The 15,978-nt window shown below is 50.0% G+C and carries 17 protein-coding genes; 6 read left to right on the forward strand and 11 right to left on the reverse strand.

The window, feature by feature from the left end; genetic code table 11:
• The first annotated feature begins 114 nt into the window (after positions 1-114).
• The 4 genes from KNO72_RS09420 (at position 115) to KNO72_RS09435 (ending at position 4,098) form a co-directional block, all read left to right on the forward strand.
• Entirely contained in the window at positions 115-1,260 is a 1,146-nt protein-coding gene (locus KNO72_RS09420) for a sensor histidine kinase (protein ID WP_214757951.1), read from the forward strand.
• A 213-nt stretch (positions 1,261-1,473) separates the two neighbouring features.
• Positions 1,474-2,562 (forward strand): IS200/IS605 family element RNA-guided endonuclease TnpB, encoded by a 1,089-nt coding sequence (gene tnpB, locus KNO72_RS09425; RefSeq protein ID WP_214757953.1) that lies wholly within the window; start codon positions 1,474-1,476, stop codon positions 2,560-2,562.
• 215 nt (positions 2,563-2,777) lie between these two features.
• Complete coding sequence (locus KNO72_RS09430) at positions 2,778-2,921, forward strand: hypothetical protein (protein WP_026825140.1); 144 nt, start codon at positions 2,778-2,780, stop codon at positions 2,919-2,921.
• Between the two features lie 91 nt (positions 2,922-3,012).
• Positions 3,013-4,098 (forward strand): GGDEF domain-containing protein, encoded by a 1,086-nt coding sequence (locus KNO72_RS09435; RefSeq protein ID WP_214757955.1) that lies wholly within the window; start codon positions 3,013-3,015, stop codon positions 4,096-4,098.
• Positions 4,099-4,136: 38 nt separating this feature from the next.
• On the opposite strand, the gene KNO72_RS09440 is transcribed toward KNO72_RS09435, so the two are convergent.
• From KNO72_RS09440 to KNO72_RS09470, 7 genes are all read right to left on the reverse strand, one after another.
• Positions 4,137-4,841: a glycerophosphodiester phosphodiesterase gene (locus KNO72_RS09440; protein WP_214757957.1), complete on the reverse strand. Its 705-nt coding sequence runs from the start codon at positions 4,839-4,841 to the stop codon at positions 4,137-4,139.
• Positions 4,813-6,120: an ABC transporter substrate-binding protein gene (locus KNO72_RS09445; RefSeq protein ID WP_214757959.1), complete on the reverse strand. Its 1,308-nt coding sequence runs from the start codon at positions 6,118-6,120 to the stop codon at positions 4,813-4,815. Before KNO72_RS09445 ends, KNO72_RS09440 begins: the two co-directional genes overlap by 29 nt.
• Positions 6,121-6,136: 16 nt before the next feature.
• Complete coding sequence (locus KNO72_RS09450; RefSeq protein WP_214757961.1) at positions 6,137-6,946, reverse strand: carbohydrate ABC transporter permease; 810 nt, start codon at positions 6,944-6,946, stop codon at positions 6,137-6,139.
• Positions 6,943-7,848 (reverse strand): carbohydrate ABC transporter permease, encoded by a 906-nt coding sequence (locus tag KNO72_RS09455; protein WP_214757963.1) that lies wholly within the window; start codon positions 7,846-7,848, stop codon positions 6,943-6,945. The genes KNO72_RS09450 and KNO72_RS09455 overlap by 4 nt, the downstream gene beginning before the upstream one ends.
• On the reverse strand, positions 7,845-8,936 hold the full coding sequence (locus tag KNO72_RS09460; protein ID WP_214687531.1) for an ABC transporter ATP-binding protein: 1,092 nt from the start codon (positions 8,934-8,936) through the stop codon (positions 7,845-7,847). The genes KNO72_RS09455 and KNO72_RS09460 overlap by 4 nt, the downstream gene beginning before the upstream one ends.
• The gene (locus tag KNO72_RS09465) at positions 8,933-9,520 is read right to left on the reverse strand and encodes a glycerol-3-phosphate responsive antiterminator (protein ID WP_371328159.1); all 588 of its coding nucleotides are present in this window, start codon (positions 9,518-9,520) and stop codon (positions 8,933-8,935) included. Before KNO72_RS09465 ends, KNO72_RS09460 begins: the two co-directional genes overlap by 4 nt.
• A 201-nt stretch (positions 9,521-9,721) precedes the next feature.
• Positions 9,722-11,203 carry a cryptochrome/photolyase family protein gene (locus tag KNO72_RS09470; protein ID WP_214757965.1) on the reverse strand — a complete coding sequence of 494 codons (1,482 nt, stop codon included), beginning with the start codon at positions 11,201-11,203 and terminating at the stop codon, positions 9,722-9,724.
• A gap of 64 nt (positions 11,204-11,267) precedes the next feature.
• Between KNO72_RS09470 and KNO72_RS09475 the strand changes: the two genes are divergently transcribed.
• Positions 11,268-11,897 (forward strand): class I SAM-dependent methyltransferase, encoded by a 630-nt coding sequence (locus KNO72_RS09475; RefSeq protein ID WP_214757967.1) that lies wholly within the window; start codon positions 11,268-11,270, stop codon positions 11,895-11,897.
• Positions 11,898-12,005: 108 nt separating this feature from the next.
• Here KNO72_RS09475 and KNO72_RS09480 read toward each other — a convergent pair whose 3' ends face one another.
• The 4 genes from KNO72_RS09480 to KNO72_RS09495 form a co-directional block, all read right to left on the reverse strand.
• A complete protein-coding gene (locus KNO72_RS09480) occupies positions 12,006-12,944 on the reverse strand; it encodes a sensor domain-containing diguanylate cyclase (protein WP_078147644.1) in 939 nt (312 codons plus the stop codon).
• Between the two features lie 146 nt (positions 12,945-13,090).
• Entirely contained in the window at positions 13,091-13,369 is a 279-nt protein-coding gene (locus KNO72_RS09485; RefSeq protein ID WP_214686241.1) for a hypothetical protein, read from the reverse strand.
• Positions 13,370-13,427: 58 nt separating this feature from the next.
• Positions 13,428-14,477, reverse strand: coding sequence for a C45 family autoproteolytic acyltransferase/hydrolase (locus KNO72_RS09490; protein WP_214757970.1), 1,050 nt, complete (start codon positions 14,475-14,477; stop codon positions 13,428-13,430).
• Between the two features lie 63 nt (positions 14,478-14,540).
• Positions 14,541-15,467 (reverse strand): methyl-accepting chemotaxis protein, encoded by a 927-nt coding sequence (locus KNO72_RS09495; protein ID WP_251028313.1) that lies wholly within the window; start codon positions 15,465-15,467, stop codon positions 14,541-14,543.
• 218 nt (positions 15,468-15,685) lie between these two features.
• Between KNO72_RS09495 and KNO72_RS09500 the strand changes: the two genes are divergently transcribed.
• A partial coding sequence (locus tag KNO72_RS09500) for a helix-turn-helix domain-containing protein (protein WP_214757973.1) occupies positions 15,686-15,978 on the forward strand: 293 nt, incomplete at its 3' end.

A 15,978-nucleotide genomic window follows, 5' to 3' on the forward strand; every position in this document is an offset into this window, starting at 1 on the left:
CCGTCCTGATTTCGATACGTTTCTGCTAGGACTATTGCCTGTATAGGGATTCCTTCTCAAATGTCGTATACTAGTTGTGAATGCATGTACAAATGTTCGCGAGGAGGTAGGTCCATGCGCCGATTCCATAGGATTAGGCAGAAACGCTCCGCTCGTCAAAAACAGCAACGCCATACGTTCTCCATCGCTTCCATCGTGGAAGAAGTACAGGATGCGATGTGTTATATCGATTTCTCAAGATGTCGTCTGTATTCGAATGATTCTCTTCGGCAATGGTACCCTTCTATGACAACACAATCTTTTGACACATTGGAAACATTGACTCGTTATGTATATACCACGTTGGAACAGCATGGGGCGGATTCCGCACAAGTCATGCACCTCATCCAGGAATTGCTCGAATGTGCGACCGAAACGGATCCAAGGATGACTTCACGTCGTCTGCGTTCTAATGACAAGACGCTACATTTGATTTTCAACTTCACGCGGACACCACGTGGCGTTTTCATCATGTGGCGCGACCAAACGGAAGCCGTCCGCTTTGAAGAACGTAAAGACAGTTTCCTTGCCGAACTGTCTCATGATTTCCGCACGCCATTGACTGCCATCCATGGATATACGGAGCTACTCATGACACGCCATCAAGGTTCGGAAAAATCGTATCAGATGCTAACACAAGTCAAACAAGAATCGGAACGGCTGGAGCGGCTCGTCGATAACTTCCTCGATTATCAAAAAGAACGATACACGGCTGATCAACTGACCGTGACGACGTTCGCACTCCGTCCTCTTTTAGAGGATGTCATGTCGAGCTATCAGACGACCTCCTCGCTTCATACGGTGACGTTTGAAACGAATGATGTCTTGATTCAAGCAGATGAAGAAAAGTTACGGCAATTGCTCCATAACCTCATTGGTAACGCCATCAAGTACTCTCCTGATGGCGGGACGGTCCATACGAGCGTATTTGAAAGTGCTGGCACGGTAACTTTATCTGTATCCGATACCGGGATTGGGATTCCAGAAGAAGCACTTCCCTACGTATTTGATGAATATTACCGTGTCGAATCCGCCGCCCACCAAGCCATAAAAGGAACAGGTCTCGGTCTACGAATCTGCAAACGAATTGCCGAAGCCCACGGTTGGGTAATTCATGCGGACTCGGTATACGGAGAAGGCACCACCTTTACAATCGAGCTTCATACCAGACAGAGCTGTCCATTGCTGCCATCCCCTAAACATTCGGTTTCGTTCGACTGATTTAACTAAATCAGGCGAGAATTCTCCCTCCTCTAAGCGTCTCGGGGCGAAGCCCGGCGTAGGTGGGAGATGAATCGCCCGGTCCAATACTCGTTTCCCCTTGTGACAGATGTGACGAACAAAGGTTCGTGATTCCGTCAGATTCTCCCTCCCCTCCACGGGTATCGGATGAGGAGGACACATCACGATCTTCGGAAGGGAGGAGGGACGGACATGCTGAAGGGCTACACATACCGGCTCCACCCGACGCCTGCACAGGCCGAGTTCCTCATCAAGACGATCGGCTGCGCCCGGTTCATCTACAACAAGCTGCTCGAGGACCGCATCGCCATCCGCGATGAGGCGAAAGCGGGGATCGTGACGAGACGGAAACCGGCGACACCCGCCTCCTACAAGCCACTGTTCCCGTTCCTCGCCGAGGCGGACAGCCTCGCGCTCGCGAACGCAAAGCTGAACCTCGACACCGCGTTCGCGAAGTTCTTCGCCGGGACGGGCGGCTTCCCGGCCTTCAAATCGAGACGGCGGTCGCGCGCCTCCTACACGACGAACAACCAGCACGGTACGATCCGCATCGAGAACGGCAAGGTGAGACTTCCTAAAATCGGCTTCGTGAAGTTCGAACAACATCGCTCGTTTGAGGGCGTCATCCGGTCGGCGACGGTGTCGATGACCAAGACGGGCAAGTTCTTCATCTCCCTCCTCGTCAAACAGGACGATGCACCATGGATCCCAGCCGAGAACAAGGTCGGGATCGATCTCGGTTTGGAGCACTTCGCCGTCATGACGAACGATGCGATGGTCTCGGAGAAAATCGAAAACCCACGTCTCCTTCGTAAGTCCGAGGCGAAGGTCAAGAAGGCGCAACGGGCGCTGTCGCGAAAGAAGATCGGAAGCAAGAATCGTGAAAAAGCCAAATTACTTTTGGCCAAGAAACACGAAAAGATCGCCAACCAACGCAAGGACTTCCTTCACAAACTGTCAAGACGGATCGTTGACGAGAACCAAGTCATCGTCGTGGAGACATTGAAGTCGGAGGACATGATGCAAAACCATAAGCTCGCCAAATCGATTGCAGATGTCAGTTGGTACGAGTTCGTCCGGCAACTCGAATACAAATCAAACTTCTACGGACGGACGCTCATCAAGGCGGATCAATGGTTCGCATCCACTCAAATCTGTTCCACTTGCGGTGTAAAAGGCGAGAAGAAGGCGATGGATGTCCGTGAATGGACGTGTGCCTGTGGCGCGCATCATGACCGTGACATCAACGCGAGCATCAACCTGTTGATGTTGGCAAACTAAAACGAATTCCTTCAGGGTGGGAACCACCCGACGAGCTTGGTAAACAATCGTGGCTAATAAAAGTACGGTCTTCCCAAGAAGCTCCCACTTCAATTTGTGAAGCAAATAAGTGGTGAGTAGTTCACTCGGTCGAACGTTTTTGTCTTACCTCAATTTGAGAATGAAGTGTCTACCTTTTGGGAATAAAGAAGTGTCGAAGAGAGGAGGAAATGAAGATGAAACAACGTGGCTACTTATCGATTCCCGTCGCCGTCGTATTCGCCGTCGTTTTCGGGCTCACCCTCGATAATTGGTGGCTCGGCATTGGAATTGGTATCGCTATGTTTTTTGCGTTTCGAGGAACAAAGAAGAAAGCGTGAAAAGATAATGAACATTTACACACCTTCAGATTGACAATTATTTGAAGACTGCTACCGTTAATGTATAGTCTATCGAAAAGGTCGTGAAGGAATGACGCTCACCGTCTTGTTGCTCAATGCTTGTGTCGCATTCACCGGATTTTATATCATCTCGAAGATTTATCATTCTTCGCTTTTTAATTCGTACCGTCTTCGTAGTTCTGTGATTGGAATACTCGCCGGTGCACTCGGTCTGTTTTTGATGTATAACGCCGTAGAAGCTAACGATATGGTCCGTGTGGATTTACGTCACTTACCGCTCGTGTTGCTTGCTTTTTATGGTGCTCGTTTTCCTTTATTCATTGCGACACTTGTCATCGCCAGTACACGATTTTTGTTCGGAATGACCGAGCAGGCCGTGATTGCGTTTATCGCGACGTTCATCGTCAGCATCGGGATGCTCTGGATTCATCGGCTGCTTCGGGAGCGACTCTTCTTACAGAGTATCTTTTTGAACGTATGGGCGCTCTTCATTATTTCGATTGCCGTCTATATCAATATGGGTTGGAGCACAGCCTATGTATCCCTCGTCTTGTCCATTTGGATGATTGGCATGCTCGTCGGTCTACTCTCGAGTATCCTCACCATCGATTTAGAACAGACGACCCGCCGTGCCATCGAGTACAAACAGTCGTCTGAACGAGACCATTTGACCGGTCTATACAATCGACGTGTGTGGGATCGATATACGGCTTCCATCGGGCAAGAGAATCGGACGTACAATGTACTCGCGCTCGATATCGATCATTTTAAACATGTGAACGATACATATGGTCACGGAAACGGTGATCTCGTCTTACAACAGTTCGCCAACATCTTAAAAGTCGAGACGCGTGCCCATGACACTGTCGCACGAATCGGTGGCGAAGAATTCGTCATCTTGATGTACGACTTGACGCCAGAGAAGGTAGACAAAGTGGCCAACCGGATACGAGAACGGATTGCTGGTGAACTATTCCACTTGAACGATTTTCCACCGATTCAAATCACGACGTCTGTCGGGGTCGCACACGGGACCTCGCTTCCCATCAAGCGGATGGTCGATCTTGCGGATTCGGCGCTCTATCAAGCAAAACATGAAGGGCGCAATCAAGTTGTTGTCTCGACCTATGACACACCACAACCGATCATGACATGAACAAACCCCGCTTCAAGTGAAAGCGGGGTTTGTTGTACTCATTTTGTAAACCGTTCAACCTCATCTGTCATGATGGCCGAAACCGCTATCAGGGGCAGGTCCTTCACATCGTTAATCGTGTAGAGCCGTGTCTCGAGCGTCGTCTGTTGTATCTGATCCCATGCTTTCGAACCGATAAATGCAGGCTGGGCGTGAATCGCCTCGGCCCGAATCGTTTCAGCGAACGAGACGGTGTCCGACTCACCCGTGAGTGTCAACACTGCAAGCCGGGCGACTGGTGCCACATCTCGCATTCGGACGAGCGTTTCACGATTGAATGAGGAGAACACGACACGGTCACCGAGTTCAAACTCGTTGACAGCAAACCAAGCGAGACGTTCGATCCCTGGATACGCATATTGATCCGTCTTCAATTCAATATTCAGGGTGACGTTGCTTCGTTCAATCAGTCCGAGCACCTCTTCTAACGTTGGGATGCGTTCATAGCCGTCAATCTTCAACTGGCGCAACTCCTGAAGCGTCATGTCTTTCACCCATCCCGTTCCATTTGTCGTCCGGTCGACGGTTTCGTCATGAATGACGACGAGACGCCCGTCCTTCGATAGCTGTACGTCCAGCTCGATTCCGTCCACATAGGGAAGAGCTGCCTCGAACGCGGACAATGTATTTTCCGGGTAATTGGCGCTATAGCCGCGATGTGCGTAAATCAACATGTCACTGCCCCAAGGTGGAAGTTGTCTCATCGGCCGCACGCTTCAATGCTTCTTCGACCGACACCCCTTGATACAAACTTTCCATCGCGTTGACGACACTTTGACGTGATTGCGGGAACGTCGAGATGAGCGCTCCTTGTGTCGCCGGTGATGGTTTCGTCTCACTGAGTTGGTCGACCGTCACTTTCAGTTGTGGATATTTCGCCCACATTTCTTTTACGATCGGTTCATTGTATGCTTCCGGATTGATGGCGAAGTAGCCTGTGTCAACATGCCACTGTGCTTGCGCTTCCGTTGAAGCGACATACTTCATGAACTCCCATGCGCCTTCTTTCGTCTCTTCGGCAATGCCATCACCCATCCAGAGCGATGCCCCGCCGATGACGACGCCTTGACGCTCCGCTTCAGTCGGTACCGGTAAGTACGATGCGCCGATTTCAAAGTCCGCGTTGTCTGCTACCGTACGGATTCCTGCTGACGAATCAAGGTACATGGCAACTTTTCCAGATTGGAATGCCGCGCGCATGTCGTCCCAGTTTTGACCGACGTTTAGGAATGTCTTCTCATCGTACATCTCTTTGATGAGATTGAACGCGTTCTGTCCTTCTTCGCCATCAAACACGGCTTTCGTCGGGTCTCCGCTTCGTCCATTGTCATTGTCGACATACAGTCCACCTTGTGCGGCCAAGAGCTGTTCAAAGAACCAACCGTAGTTGAGCATCGTGAAGCCGGTCTGACCGTCCGTTGTCAACTTCTTCGCCGCCTCTTTCAACTCGTCATATGTGCGTGGTGCTTTCTCTGGATCGAGCCCTGCTTTTTCAAACGCCTCTTTGTTATAGATGAGGATCGGTGTCGAAGAGTTGAACGGCATCGAGTATTGCTTCCCATCGACCTGATAATAACTCAAGATGTTCTCTTCCCATACGCTCGTGTCAAAATCCTCTTTGTCGATGAACTCTTGAACTGGTGTGATTTTGTTCGAATCGATCATGTATTTCGTCCCGACCTCGAACGTCTGCATGATGGCTGGCGCGTCTTCCGAACCGGCGACCGCATTGAATTTCGTCAACGCTTCCTCATATGTTCCTTGGAAGACCGGTTTGACTTCATAGTCGTCTTGCGAAACGTTGAACGCATCGACTTGACTGTTTAAAGCCGTCTCCAAGTCCCCACTCATCGCATGCCAAAAGACGACTTCTGTCTTTCCGTCTTCTGTCGTCGCCGCGACGGGTGCCGCTTCTTCACTGCCACATGCCCCGAGTAATAACACCGAACTTGCCAACCCTGCGAATAATCCTAACTTTTTCATTTGTCATATCCCCCTATTATTTGATAGCGCCTTGCGTCAATCCTTCTTGCAAGTGCTTTTGTCCTGCGAACAACAATACAAGTGTCGGAATGATAATCAAGATGACTGCTGCCATGACGACGCCCCAATCCGAGGCGACTTCGTTCGACTGCATCTGTTTGATGCCGATTTGGACCGTCCGCGCCTGTTCCGTGTTCGTGACGAGAAGCGGCCATAAGTACATATTCCAAGTCGTCAAAAAGCTGTACACCGACAATGTGACGAGCGGTGTCTTCGATACCGGCAAGACGACGTTCCAAAAGAATCGGAAGCGACTGATCCCGGCAATTTGGGACGCCTCGTACATTTCATACGGAATCGTTTTGAACTGTTGCCGAAGTAAGAACGTCCCGAACGCAAGTGCGAAGAACGGCACAGACAGTCCCCAGACGCTATTCAGCCAGCCGAGCGACTGGATCGTCAAAAAGTTCGGGACCATCGTCGCTTCCCATGGCACCATCATCGTCGCCAAGAAGAGCATAAAGATGAGCCCTTTTCCTTTAAAGTCGATGAAGACGAACGCGAATGCTGCAAGACTCGATAATACGACCTGTCCGACCATCACGAGGAGCGCGACAATCAAACTGTTGAGCAGGTACGTCATCATCGGGATGCGTTCGAACGCGGCCACATAGTTTTCCAATGAAGGTTCACGTGGAAGGAGATGTCCCTGGAGCACCTCCTTCCCGTCCATCAGACTGATCGAAAACGCATAGGCGATTGGAAACAGCATGACGATGGCGCTCAAGACGAGTAAGACATAGACGCCAACATTCCGTAGTCTCATTGGTAATGCACCTTCCTTTCAACCAATTTAAATTGGATCCATGTCAACAAAAGGACGGCGATGAATAGGAGCACGGCCTGGGCACTGGCACTGCCGACGTTATAGTTGATGAACGCATCTTTGTAGATGGCATAGACGATGACATTCGTCGCATTCGTCGGTCCACCTTTCGTCAATAAATCAATCTGTCCAAACGTCTGGAAGGCGTTGATCAGCGAGATGATCCCGACAAAGAAAAGTGTCGGCGACAACATCGGGATGGTGATCGCCCGAAGCTGTGTCCAATAACTCGTTCCGGCAATGTCCGCACTCTCATATAACGTCCGATCGATGTTTTGCAGACCGCCAAGTAGAATCAAGAACGTAAAGCCGATGTTCATCCAAACGGTCGCAAGTGACACGGAAAGGAGCGCATATTGTGGATCGAGGAGCCACTGTACACCGCTTGCCCCCACAGCCTCGAGGAACCGGTTGAAAATACCGATTGACGGATTGTACATGAACATCCAAATGACCGATGACGCCGCGACGCTCATCCCCATCGTCGCCGAGAACGCTGTTCGAAAGATGCCAATGCCCTTCAGTTTCTCATTGGCGAGGAGTGCGAGACCGAGCGCAATGAGAATCGTGAGCGGGACCGTCAAAAGGACGAATCCGACTGTCGCCTGAATGCTTTGCCAAAATGCGGCACTCGTGAACAGCGTGCTGTAATGACCGACTCCGACAAATTCGAGTGGTGTCCCCTGTGTGTCGGTCCGGAAAAAGCTTAAATAGATCGTTCGCAACAGCGGATAGACGAGAAAGACACCGAACAAGATGATAGACGGAGACAAGTACAACAGACCGCTCGCCGCGTCAGATAGCCGTGTCCGGGCTTTCTCTCTCGGTAAGGCGACCGTCATTGGAACACCTCCAACGCCTCAAATAGTTTCGGTTGTCGTGGCTCGATGCGCTGTCCGTTCGTATCAAATAGCGACATCTGTTTCGAATCCACATAACACGCTACCTTTTCGCCGACCGTGAGCGGCCATTGTCCCGGCCATTTTGCCAACCATTCGTTCCCTCCGACGTCAAAGGCGAGAATCGTCTCGGTCCCGAGCACTTCAATATTTTTCAGTTCTGCGTAAAATGTCACATCTTTGTCCGCTGGCTTGATTTGCTCAGGACGGACACCGAGTGTCGCCTGTGATACTTCCGTCAAGGCATTTGGGTGGAAGATGCGACCGTCCGATGCCATCCAGCCTTTTTCTTGTCGCGTGACCTCAACTAGGTTCATTGGAGGTGACCCGATAAAGGAAGCGACGAACGTATTCGCCGGTTTGTTATATAAGTCGAGCGGCTTTCCGACTTGTTGCACTTCCCCCTCATTGAGGAGCATGATGCGGTCCGCCATCGTCATCGCCTCGACTTGGTCGTGAGTGACATAAATCATCGTCAATCCGAGTTTTCGCTGTAACTGGCGAATCTCTGAACGCATCTTTGCCCGTAGCTTCGCATCTAAGTTCGAGAGCGGCTCATCCATCAGGCAAATCGGTGCCTCAGTCACGATGGCACGTGCCAAGGCGACACGCTGTCGCTGACCTCCAGATAGCTCACGCGGTTTCCGTTTCAGGTAATCGGTGAGCCCGAGTGTTTCCGCTGCCTGTAGGCAACGCTCCCGCTGTTCAAGCTTCGTCAGTCCTTTCGTATGTAGACCGAACGTGATATTTTTCTCCACCGTCATATGTGGGTAAAGGGCGTAGTTTTGGAACACCATCGACAAGTGACGCTCACTCGGCTTCATCCCGTTCGCCGCCACACCGTCGATGCGAAGCGTTCCGCTTGTGATGGATTCGAGCCCGGCTATCATCCGAAGCATCGTACTCTTCCCGCAGCCGGACGGACCGACGAGTGCGAAGAACTCTCCTGCTTCAATCGTCACGTCAATCCCTCGAATGACTTCCGTCTCCCCGAATGATTTTGTCAGTTGTTGTAGTTGAATCGATTTCATGCTAATTCCTCCTTCTGACTTTGTACGTTCCAAAGTCGTTCATCCCCGGTCGATACGGCGAATGCCCCATGATCGAGGGCGCGATGCACATCAATCGGTTGACGAATCATGCCACCCGTCACAATCGGAAAGGAGACTTCCTGGGAAATCTTCTCGACCACGCTCGGAATCAGACCCGGCATAAGTTCAATCGCATCCGGTTGTTGCGCCTCTGCGAGCTTGAGTCCGCTCGTGACCGCGTCCGAGTCGACGAGAAAGAGTCGTTGTACCGTCAAGAGCCCCGCTCGCTTCGCATGCTGGAGCACGGATGCTTTCGTCGTGACAATCCCATCGGCACCGACACGTTTGGCAAGATAATCGATTCCGTCCCGGTCGAGGCTGATGCCATTGATTCGCTCAGCGTGGAGGAAGACCGTTCGATTCTCTCGCTTTAAGTGCGCCACATAGCGGTCGAGCGTACTGAGCGTTCCCATCATGAGAAACGTCGTCGTCACATCCGTCCGTAAAAACGTCTCGATTTGTTTTGGACTTTTGATGGAGGCAATCATCCGTTCTTGCCCAATCCGTTCAATCGCATCATTCACTTGAATCATCCTCTCTTCAAAAAAGGACCAACAGAAACGACACGTCATCAACGTACGGGCTTCTGTTGGTCTCTCAAAGGTTCTACCGGTAACTATTCACTTGGAGTGAGGGGGTCTCACAGCTCTTATCGTAACGAATGATTGTAAAGCTATGATAAAGGAATTGCTAAGTTTCATGAAGAGAACGTAAAAAAAACCGATTCACGGGGAATCGGTCAACGTCTTTTCGGCTTTCGCTAAGATGTCGGCTTTCACGTCATCATCCCGCCCTTGCCAATTGCGGACCATCATCTTCATCCGCTGGTTTTTCGAGAATCGTTCTTCGTGACGATCGATGAATCGCCAATAGAGGGCGTTGAACGGACAGGCATCGTCTTCTGTTGTATGTTTCGGGTTATATGGACAATCTCGACAATAGTCACTCATCCGATCGATATATTTTCCCGAAGCGACATACGGTTTTGTGGCGAGCTTTCCACCGTCCGCATGAAGGGCCATTCCAAGAACGTTCGGTAAGACGACCCAGTCATAGGCATCGATGTACATCTCGTTGAACCAGTCGCTCGTCTGTTGCGGTGAAATCTCGAACAATGTCGCATAGTTTCCGAGCACCATCAGTCGCTGGATATGATGATTGTGGGCATGCGCGACGACCGGTTTCAAACTTTGATGCAGACAGTTCAAATCCGTCTTCGCATCCCAGAAGAAGTACGGTAAGTCGCGTTCATGCTTGAACGTGTTCACGTCTTCATAACCGGGCATGACAGCGAGATAGACGGCGCGCATATATTCCCGCCAACCGAGGATTTGCCGGACGAATCCTTCAATCGACGATAGCGGTGCATCCGCCTGACATGCCGCATCAACGACTTCTCGCGGTGTCAGTAGACCGATATTGATGGCAGCTGACAACAGGCTGTGCGACATCTCGGGTTCATCCGTCATCATCGCATCTTGATACGGGCCGAACGTCTCAAGACGCTCTTCTACGAACCGTTTTAGCGCACGTCTCGCCTCATGATGTGTGACCGGCCAATGGAACGGGGTCACCTCTCCTGGATGCTCCGAGAACGTTGACTCGACTTTTTCGATGACGTCTTTCGTGATCGAATCTGGACGGAAATGGATGGCAGATGGAAACGATAGTCCTTCTTTCGGTGGTTTTCGGTTATCCGTATCAAATGACCATTTTCCACCGCGAGGCTTCCCGTCTTCGAGTAATACGTCGAATCGCTTACGCATGTAACGATAAAAACGATCCATTCGCCACGGTTCATTCCCGAGCGTCTCGGTCGCTTCCTCTTTTGATAAGTAGAAGAGCGGGACATCCGTATGTTCGACAAGGTGATGTTTCTTACCGAACTGTTTCAGTTTTTTCGCCATCGGTTCGTCCGTGACGGCGGTGATATGAATTTCGTCCGGATTGTACTGTTTCACATGGTTGTCCCACGCCTCTTGGAACGAATCCGCCTCATGATAATCCACGGTATATCCTTTATCACGCAATTCTTCCGCAAAGTGGCGCATCGCAGAGAAGATCAGGACGAGCTTTTGTTTATGGTACGGACGCCACGTCGCGCGCGACGTCGCCTCAATCATGACGATGACATCATCTTCTTTCATATCCTTCAGCATCGCAAGCTCGTGCGAGAGTTGGTTGCCGAGTATCCAAAATGAACGCATGTTGTTGACTCCTTTGTCTCATCGATGTGCTACAATCGAGCTACTTTCGAAGTGAGGTGATGATGTGTTACCACAAGTGCTACTGAAATGGATTGACAGTCAATACGAGAATCCAAGGGGTCCCGTCGGAAAGTATATCGGGGAAAAGATGGTACGCCAACACCGGGTCGAAGTCGAATGGACGATTGAACAGTTAGACATTCAACCTGGTACAACCGTTCTAGAGATCGGGTGCGGGGCCGGCGATGCGATGGCAACCATCCTTCAACGACATCCTGACGTACATGTCATGGGTATCGACCGATCTAAAACAATCATCGATTCAGCAAGACAGCGCAATCAGGCTTCGATTCATACAAAACGGGCCAACTTGATCCAAGGAGATTTGCATCAGCTCGAGGTGACGGACGCATCCATCGATCACGTGTTCAGCATTCACACACTATATTTCTGGAGAGATGTCACGACCGTTCTGTCTGAAATCGAACGCGTCTTGAAACCGAATGGCACCTTTGTCATCACCTACTGTGACGGGAAAGGTGATGTCGAATGGAACGACATCTCCGAGATGGTTCGGAATCAATTCATCCCCGCGGCGGTGAACCTCGGATTCAAGGACGTATCGGTACAACGTGGACCGGACTCCCGTGATTATCATACGGTCGCCGTTACGGGATGCAAACCGAGCTCTTAATCACTACCCGTTTTTCATTCGATCCTTTCACGTCAATCGGTTCGTTGGTGCTGAATGCGAAAACAGAAGGCTAAACCAATCGCAATCCATCGGTTTAGCCTTCTGACGTTATTTATAAAACTTGTACGTGTTCTTCCCGCTCGATTTAGATTGATACAGTGCAATGTCTGCCTCTTTCAATAATCGACCGAGGTCCGCCTGTTCGTCGGAATCATATTGAGCGATGCCGATGCTCGCTGATAACGGGAGATGGTCGTCCCATTCTTTCAATACATACAAGATCTGTTCAGCATACCCAATGACAGTCTTTTTGGATAACGCATGTGCGATTTTAATAAGGAATTCATCCCCACCTAAACGATACACTCTCGAATCAGGTATCGGCTCCATCAAACGTCTCAGACGAAGCGCCACTTCTTTCAAGACGAGGTCCCCTTCATCATGACCGAATGTGTCATTCACCCATTTGAACCCATCTAAATCAATTAAAAACAGTGCCCCACCTTGATTCGGATTCGTCTCAAAATAGTTAGACAAGTAATGTCGGTTATAAAGATCCGTCAATTCATCTCGTGAGGCACGACGTTCAAGTTCTAAATAGTAACTGAACATACGAACCACGCGCTTCAACAAGCGGACACTTTTTGAATCGTACTGGGCGCTTTTATGATTGGCGACACAGAGCGTACCGAAAATATCCCCGTTCTTCGTCAGAATCGGGATTCCCAAATACGACTTGATGTTCACTTCGCGTAGTAATGACTGAAGTCGCGTCGATTCAATCTGCGATTCGATGTCTTCATACATCAAAACTTCTCGTTGATTGAAATCGATTCGATTACATACCGTATCCTTCAAATCAAAGGACATGCCTTCTTCAAGTAGGATAGGAGAATCTTGTGAGGATAGTTTGAGTATATGTTGGGTGTCATTCTCAATTGACGTGAGATAGACTAGTTTATCTGGTACTATTTCTTTTGCTAACTCAATCAAGTCAATCGCTAGCTCATCAAAATTCCGATACATTTGAAACTCATATGAGTGCATATGGCACCTCCACTCGAAAAAAATCATCCATACTCATTATATCGAACTCTTCAACCGTTTCCTTTACTTACATCGAACAACATAAAAAAATACCTCGGACGCGGATTGGAACCCCTACGTCATGAGGCATTTTCATATAATCAGACTCATCCCCGACTCTTCCGTGTCAACGTCAATCCACCAAATCCACTGATGACAGCGATGTAAAATCCTAAATCATAGAACCAACCGGTATTGTTCACTTCATACACGCGATATGTGTCATTGAACAATCCTAAAATGAGTGACACTGGTGCAATCCATCCATGCCAGATGCCCCAGAAAAAACCTGCCGGATCCGTCGTGTACGTCCCGTCACCCGGAACACAACCTCCGAGTAGTGTAACAAGTGTCAGCATGATGAGTATGATTCCAAATCGTTTCATCTTTCATCCCTCCTATAATGGGTATTCCCGTTTCTCCTAAAAAAAGCACTGACAAACGTCAGCGCCAAAGTTGAACCGTATTCGCAAACTCGATATCTGTCGCCAATTCACCGTCAAGTGCATGAAGATCGAAATCTTCCCCATCGAGCCATTTTTGGAAGTCGAAGATGACCGGGTCACGGTCTCCACCGAGCGCAAACCAGGTCTCGAGCGTTTCAGGGAAATAAGCAGCCGTATGAATCGTTCCCGCCCAACTCCTGTACAATTCTGAAAAGACGCCCTTGTCGGTGTCGTTCATGAGACGGAATGCGCTCTCCGCATCTTGAATCAAGTGTTGCACGACTTTGATTTCCATCATGCGACGAGTCGAATCATCAAGATGATAGCGATTCTCGTGTTGGAGTAGTTCAAAATGGTTCGTACAGATATTCGATTCCCGTACTTGGATGTCTCGAGGCGTCGCCTCGATTACACGTGTTTTCGATGATTTGTCATGGACGACGTATGTGAATGACCCGCGATGCGGAATCTCTTTTAATAAATCGACTGCTTCTTCCACCGTCGCACATGTTTCTAGAATGATTCGTCCAATCATTTGACAGACAAATCCGTCCCCGGGTCGACGACGATTGATGAAATTGTAGCCCATGGCAAGTCCTTTTTCATTCATTCCGTCCATACGTCCGGTGACACGAGAGACCGGTCCGATGACCGCATACCCGTCATCCGGTTGAAAGACGTTGTATCGACCGTCATACGTCATCGGGTGATAATCGTAATTCCGAACGAGAAAGTTATCCCCCGTCAAAATCGAACAGCCGCTGATTGGATTGTTGACTCGAAAATGTCCGAAATGAAGTAACGTGTCATTGAGCGACAGCTTCAGCTCATCTTGTAACCCAATCAACTCTTCCCAAATCTTTGGAGCAAATTCATCGAAGGCAGCCTTCGCCTCAGTGGCATCAATCTCAAATCGCGGAACGCGTAGTTTCCACTGATCTGTCCGATTTTCGAGCAATTGACTGCGCTTAACATATTTTCCTTGAAATCGTCCGAAGTCATAATGACTTCCCCGAAACTGTGTCAGTTCACTAGAGAATTGTTGCATGAAAAAACCTCCCTTGCGCCCATTATAGCGGACGCACGAGAGGTCTGTCTGAAGTGAGACTGTTTATAACTTGAACTGTTGACTCATTCGTTGCATGTCCTCTGCCGTGCTCGACAAATCTTTGACGAGACGATTCATCGTCTCACTCGTCGCCGACATCTGTTCCGTCGAAGCAGCCACTTCCTCATTTCCGGCCGTACTTTCTTCTGAAATCGAAGCAATTTCAGACAGTCCATGTTGAATGTGGTCCTGGTTCGTCTTCACTCGATCGAGTTGGCCACGCATCGAACTCGTCAACTGTTGCATGTGACGAACGCTCTGTTCGATTTCAGTGAACGCACGCTTCGTCGATTCAAGTGTCGCTTTCCCTTCCTCTGCAGCCGTCATGCTCTCTGTAAAGGTTTGACCGAGCGCAATCGAGTTTTGTTTGACGCTTCCGACGATTTCCGAAATTTCACTGACAGACTCAGCGACACTATCCGAAAGTTTCCGAATCTCCGAGGCGACGACGGCAAACCCTTTTCCGTGTTCACCGGCCCGAGCCGCTTCAATCGCTGCATTGAGTGCAAGCAAGTTTGTCTGTTGTGAAATTTGACGAATCATCGTGACCAGTTCCGTCACCTCGTCCGCTTGCTGTTCAAAGTCGCGGACTTGTCCTTGTGATGTTTTCACTTGCGCATGAATGTGAGTCATTTGGTCGACGGCACTCTCCATGTAACGTAGACCATCCATCGTCACCCGACTGACGACTTCCGCCTGTTCACTCACTTGTTCTCCGTCTGATGTCGTTTGCTCGACAAGTGTCGAAAATTCATTCATATGTCCGTAAAGACGCATCGTCAAGACACTTTGATTCTCAACACCGCTTGCGATTTCTTCCATCGTATAGGCAATTTGGCGAGAGGCATCATTTACCTCTTCTGAGATACCTGAAACGTTGCCACTCTCATCCCGTACCGTCTGTGCCGACGTTTGAATGCCGGAAATCAAATCTTTTAACAGAAGTAGGCGAGAATTCTCCCTCCTCTAAGCGTCTCGGGGCGAAGCCCAGCGTAGGTGGGAGATGAATCGTCCGGTCCAAACATCTTTTCCCCTTGTGACAGATATGACGAACAAAAGTTCGTGATTCCGTCAGATTTTCCATCCCCCTCCACGGGTATCGGATGAGGAAGACACATCACAATCTTCTGAGGGGAGGAGGGACAGACATGCTGAAAGGCTACAAATACCGGCTCCACCCGACGGCGGTACAGGCCGAGTTCCTCATCAAGACGATCGGCTGCGCCCGGTTCATCTACAACAAGCTGCTCGAGGACCGGATCGCCATCCGTGAGGAGGCGAAAGCGGGGATCGTGACGAGACGGAAACCGGCGACACCCGCCTCCTACAAGCCCCTGTTCCCGTTCCTCGCCGAGGCGGACAGCCTCGCGCTCGCGAACGCGAAGCTGAACCTCGACACCGCGTTCGCGAAGTTCTTCGCCGGGACGGGCGGCTTCCCGGC

This window comes from Exiguobacterium sp. s123, assembly GCF_018617075.1.
GTDB lineage: Bacteria > Bacillota > Bacilli > Exiguobacteriales > Exiguobacteriaceae > Exiguobacterium > Exiguobacterium profundum.

Coding starts and splice junctions, on each gene's coding strand:
- KNO72_RS09460 (WP_214687531.1), bottom strand. CDS start 8,936: ATGAAATCGATTCAACTACAACAACTGACAAAATCATTCGGGGAGACG.
- KNO72_RS09470 (WP_214757965.1), bottom strand. CDS start 11,203: ATGCGTTCATTTTGGATACTCGGCAACCAACTCTCGCACGAGCTTGCG.
- tnpB (WP_214757953.1), top strand. CDS start 1,474: ATGCTGAAGGGCTACACATACCGGCTCCACCCGACGCCTGCACAGGCC.
- KNO72_RS09455 (WP_214757963.1), bottom strand. CDS start 7,848: ATGACGGTCGCCTTACCGAGAGAGAAAGCCCGGACACGGCTATCTGAC.
- KNO72_RS09450 (WP_214757961.1), bottom strand. CDS start 6,946: ATGAGACTACGGAATGTTGGCGTCTATGTCTTACTCGTCTTGAGCGCC.
- KNO72_RS09420 (WP_214757951.1), top strand. CDS start 115: ATGCGCCGATTCCATAGGATTAGGCAGAAACGCTCCGCTCGTCAAAAA.
- KNO72_RS09430 (WP_026825140.1), top strand. CDS start 2,778: ATGAAACAACGTGGCTACTTATCGATTCCCGTCGCCGTCGTATTCGCC.
- KNO72_RS09480 (WP_078147644.1), bottom strand. CDS start 12,944: ATGCACTCATATGAGTTTCAAATGTATCGGAATTTTGATGAGCTAGCG.
- KNO72_RS09485 (WP_214686241.1), bottom strand. CDS start 13,369: ATGAAACGATTTGGAATCATACTCATCATGCTGACACTTGTTACACTA.
- KNO72_RS09435 (WP_214757955.1), top strand. CDS start 3,013: ATGACGCTCACCGTCTTGTTGCTCAATGCTTGTGTCGCATTCACCGGA.
- KNO72_RS09490 (WP_214757970.1), bottom strand. CDS start 14,477: ATGCAACAATTCTCTAGTGAACTGACACAGTTTCGGGGAAGTCATTAT.
- KNO72_RS09440 (WP_214757957.1), bottom strand. CDS start 4,841: ATGAGACAACTTCCACCTTGGGGCAGTGACATGTTGATTTACGCACAT.
- KNO72_RS09445 (WP_214757959.1), bottom strand. CDS start 6,120: ATGAAAAAGTTAGGATTATTCGCAGGGTTGGCAAGTTCGGTGTTATTA.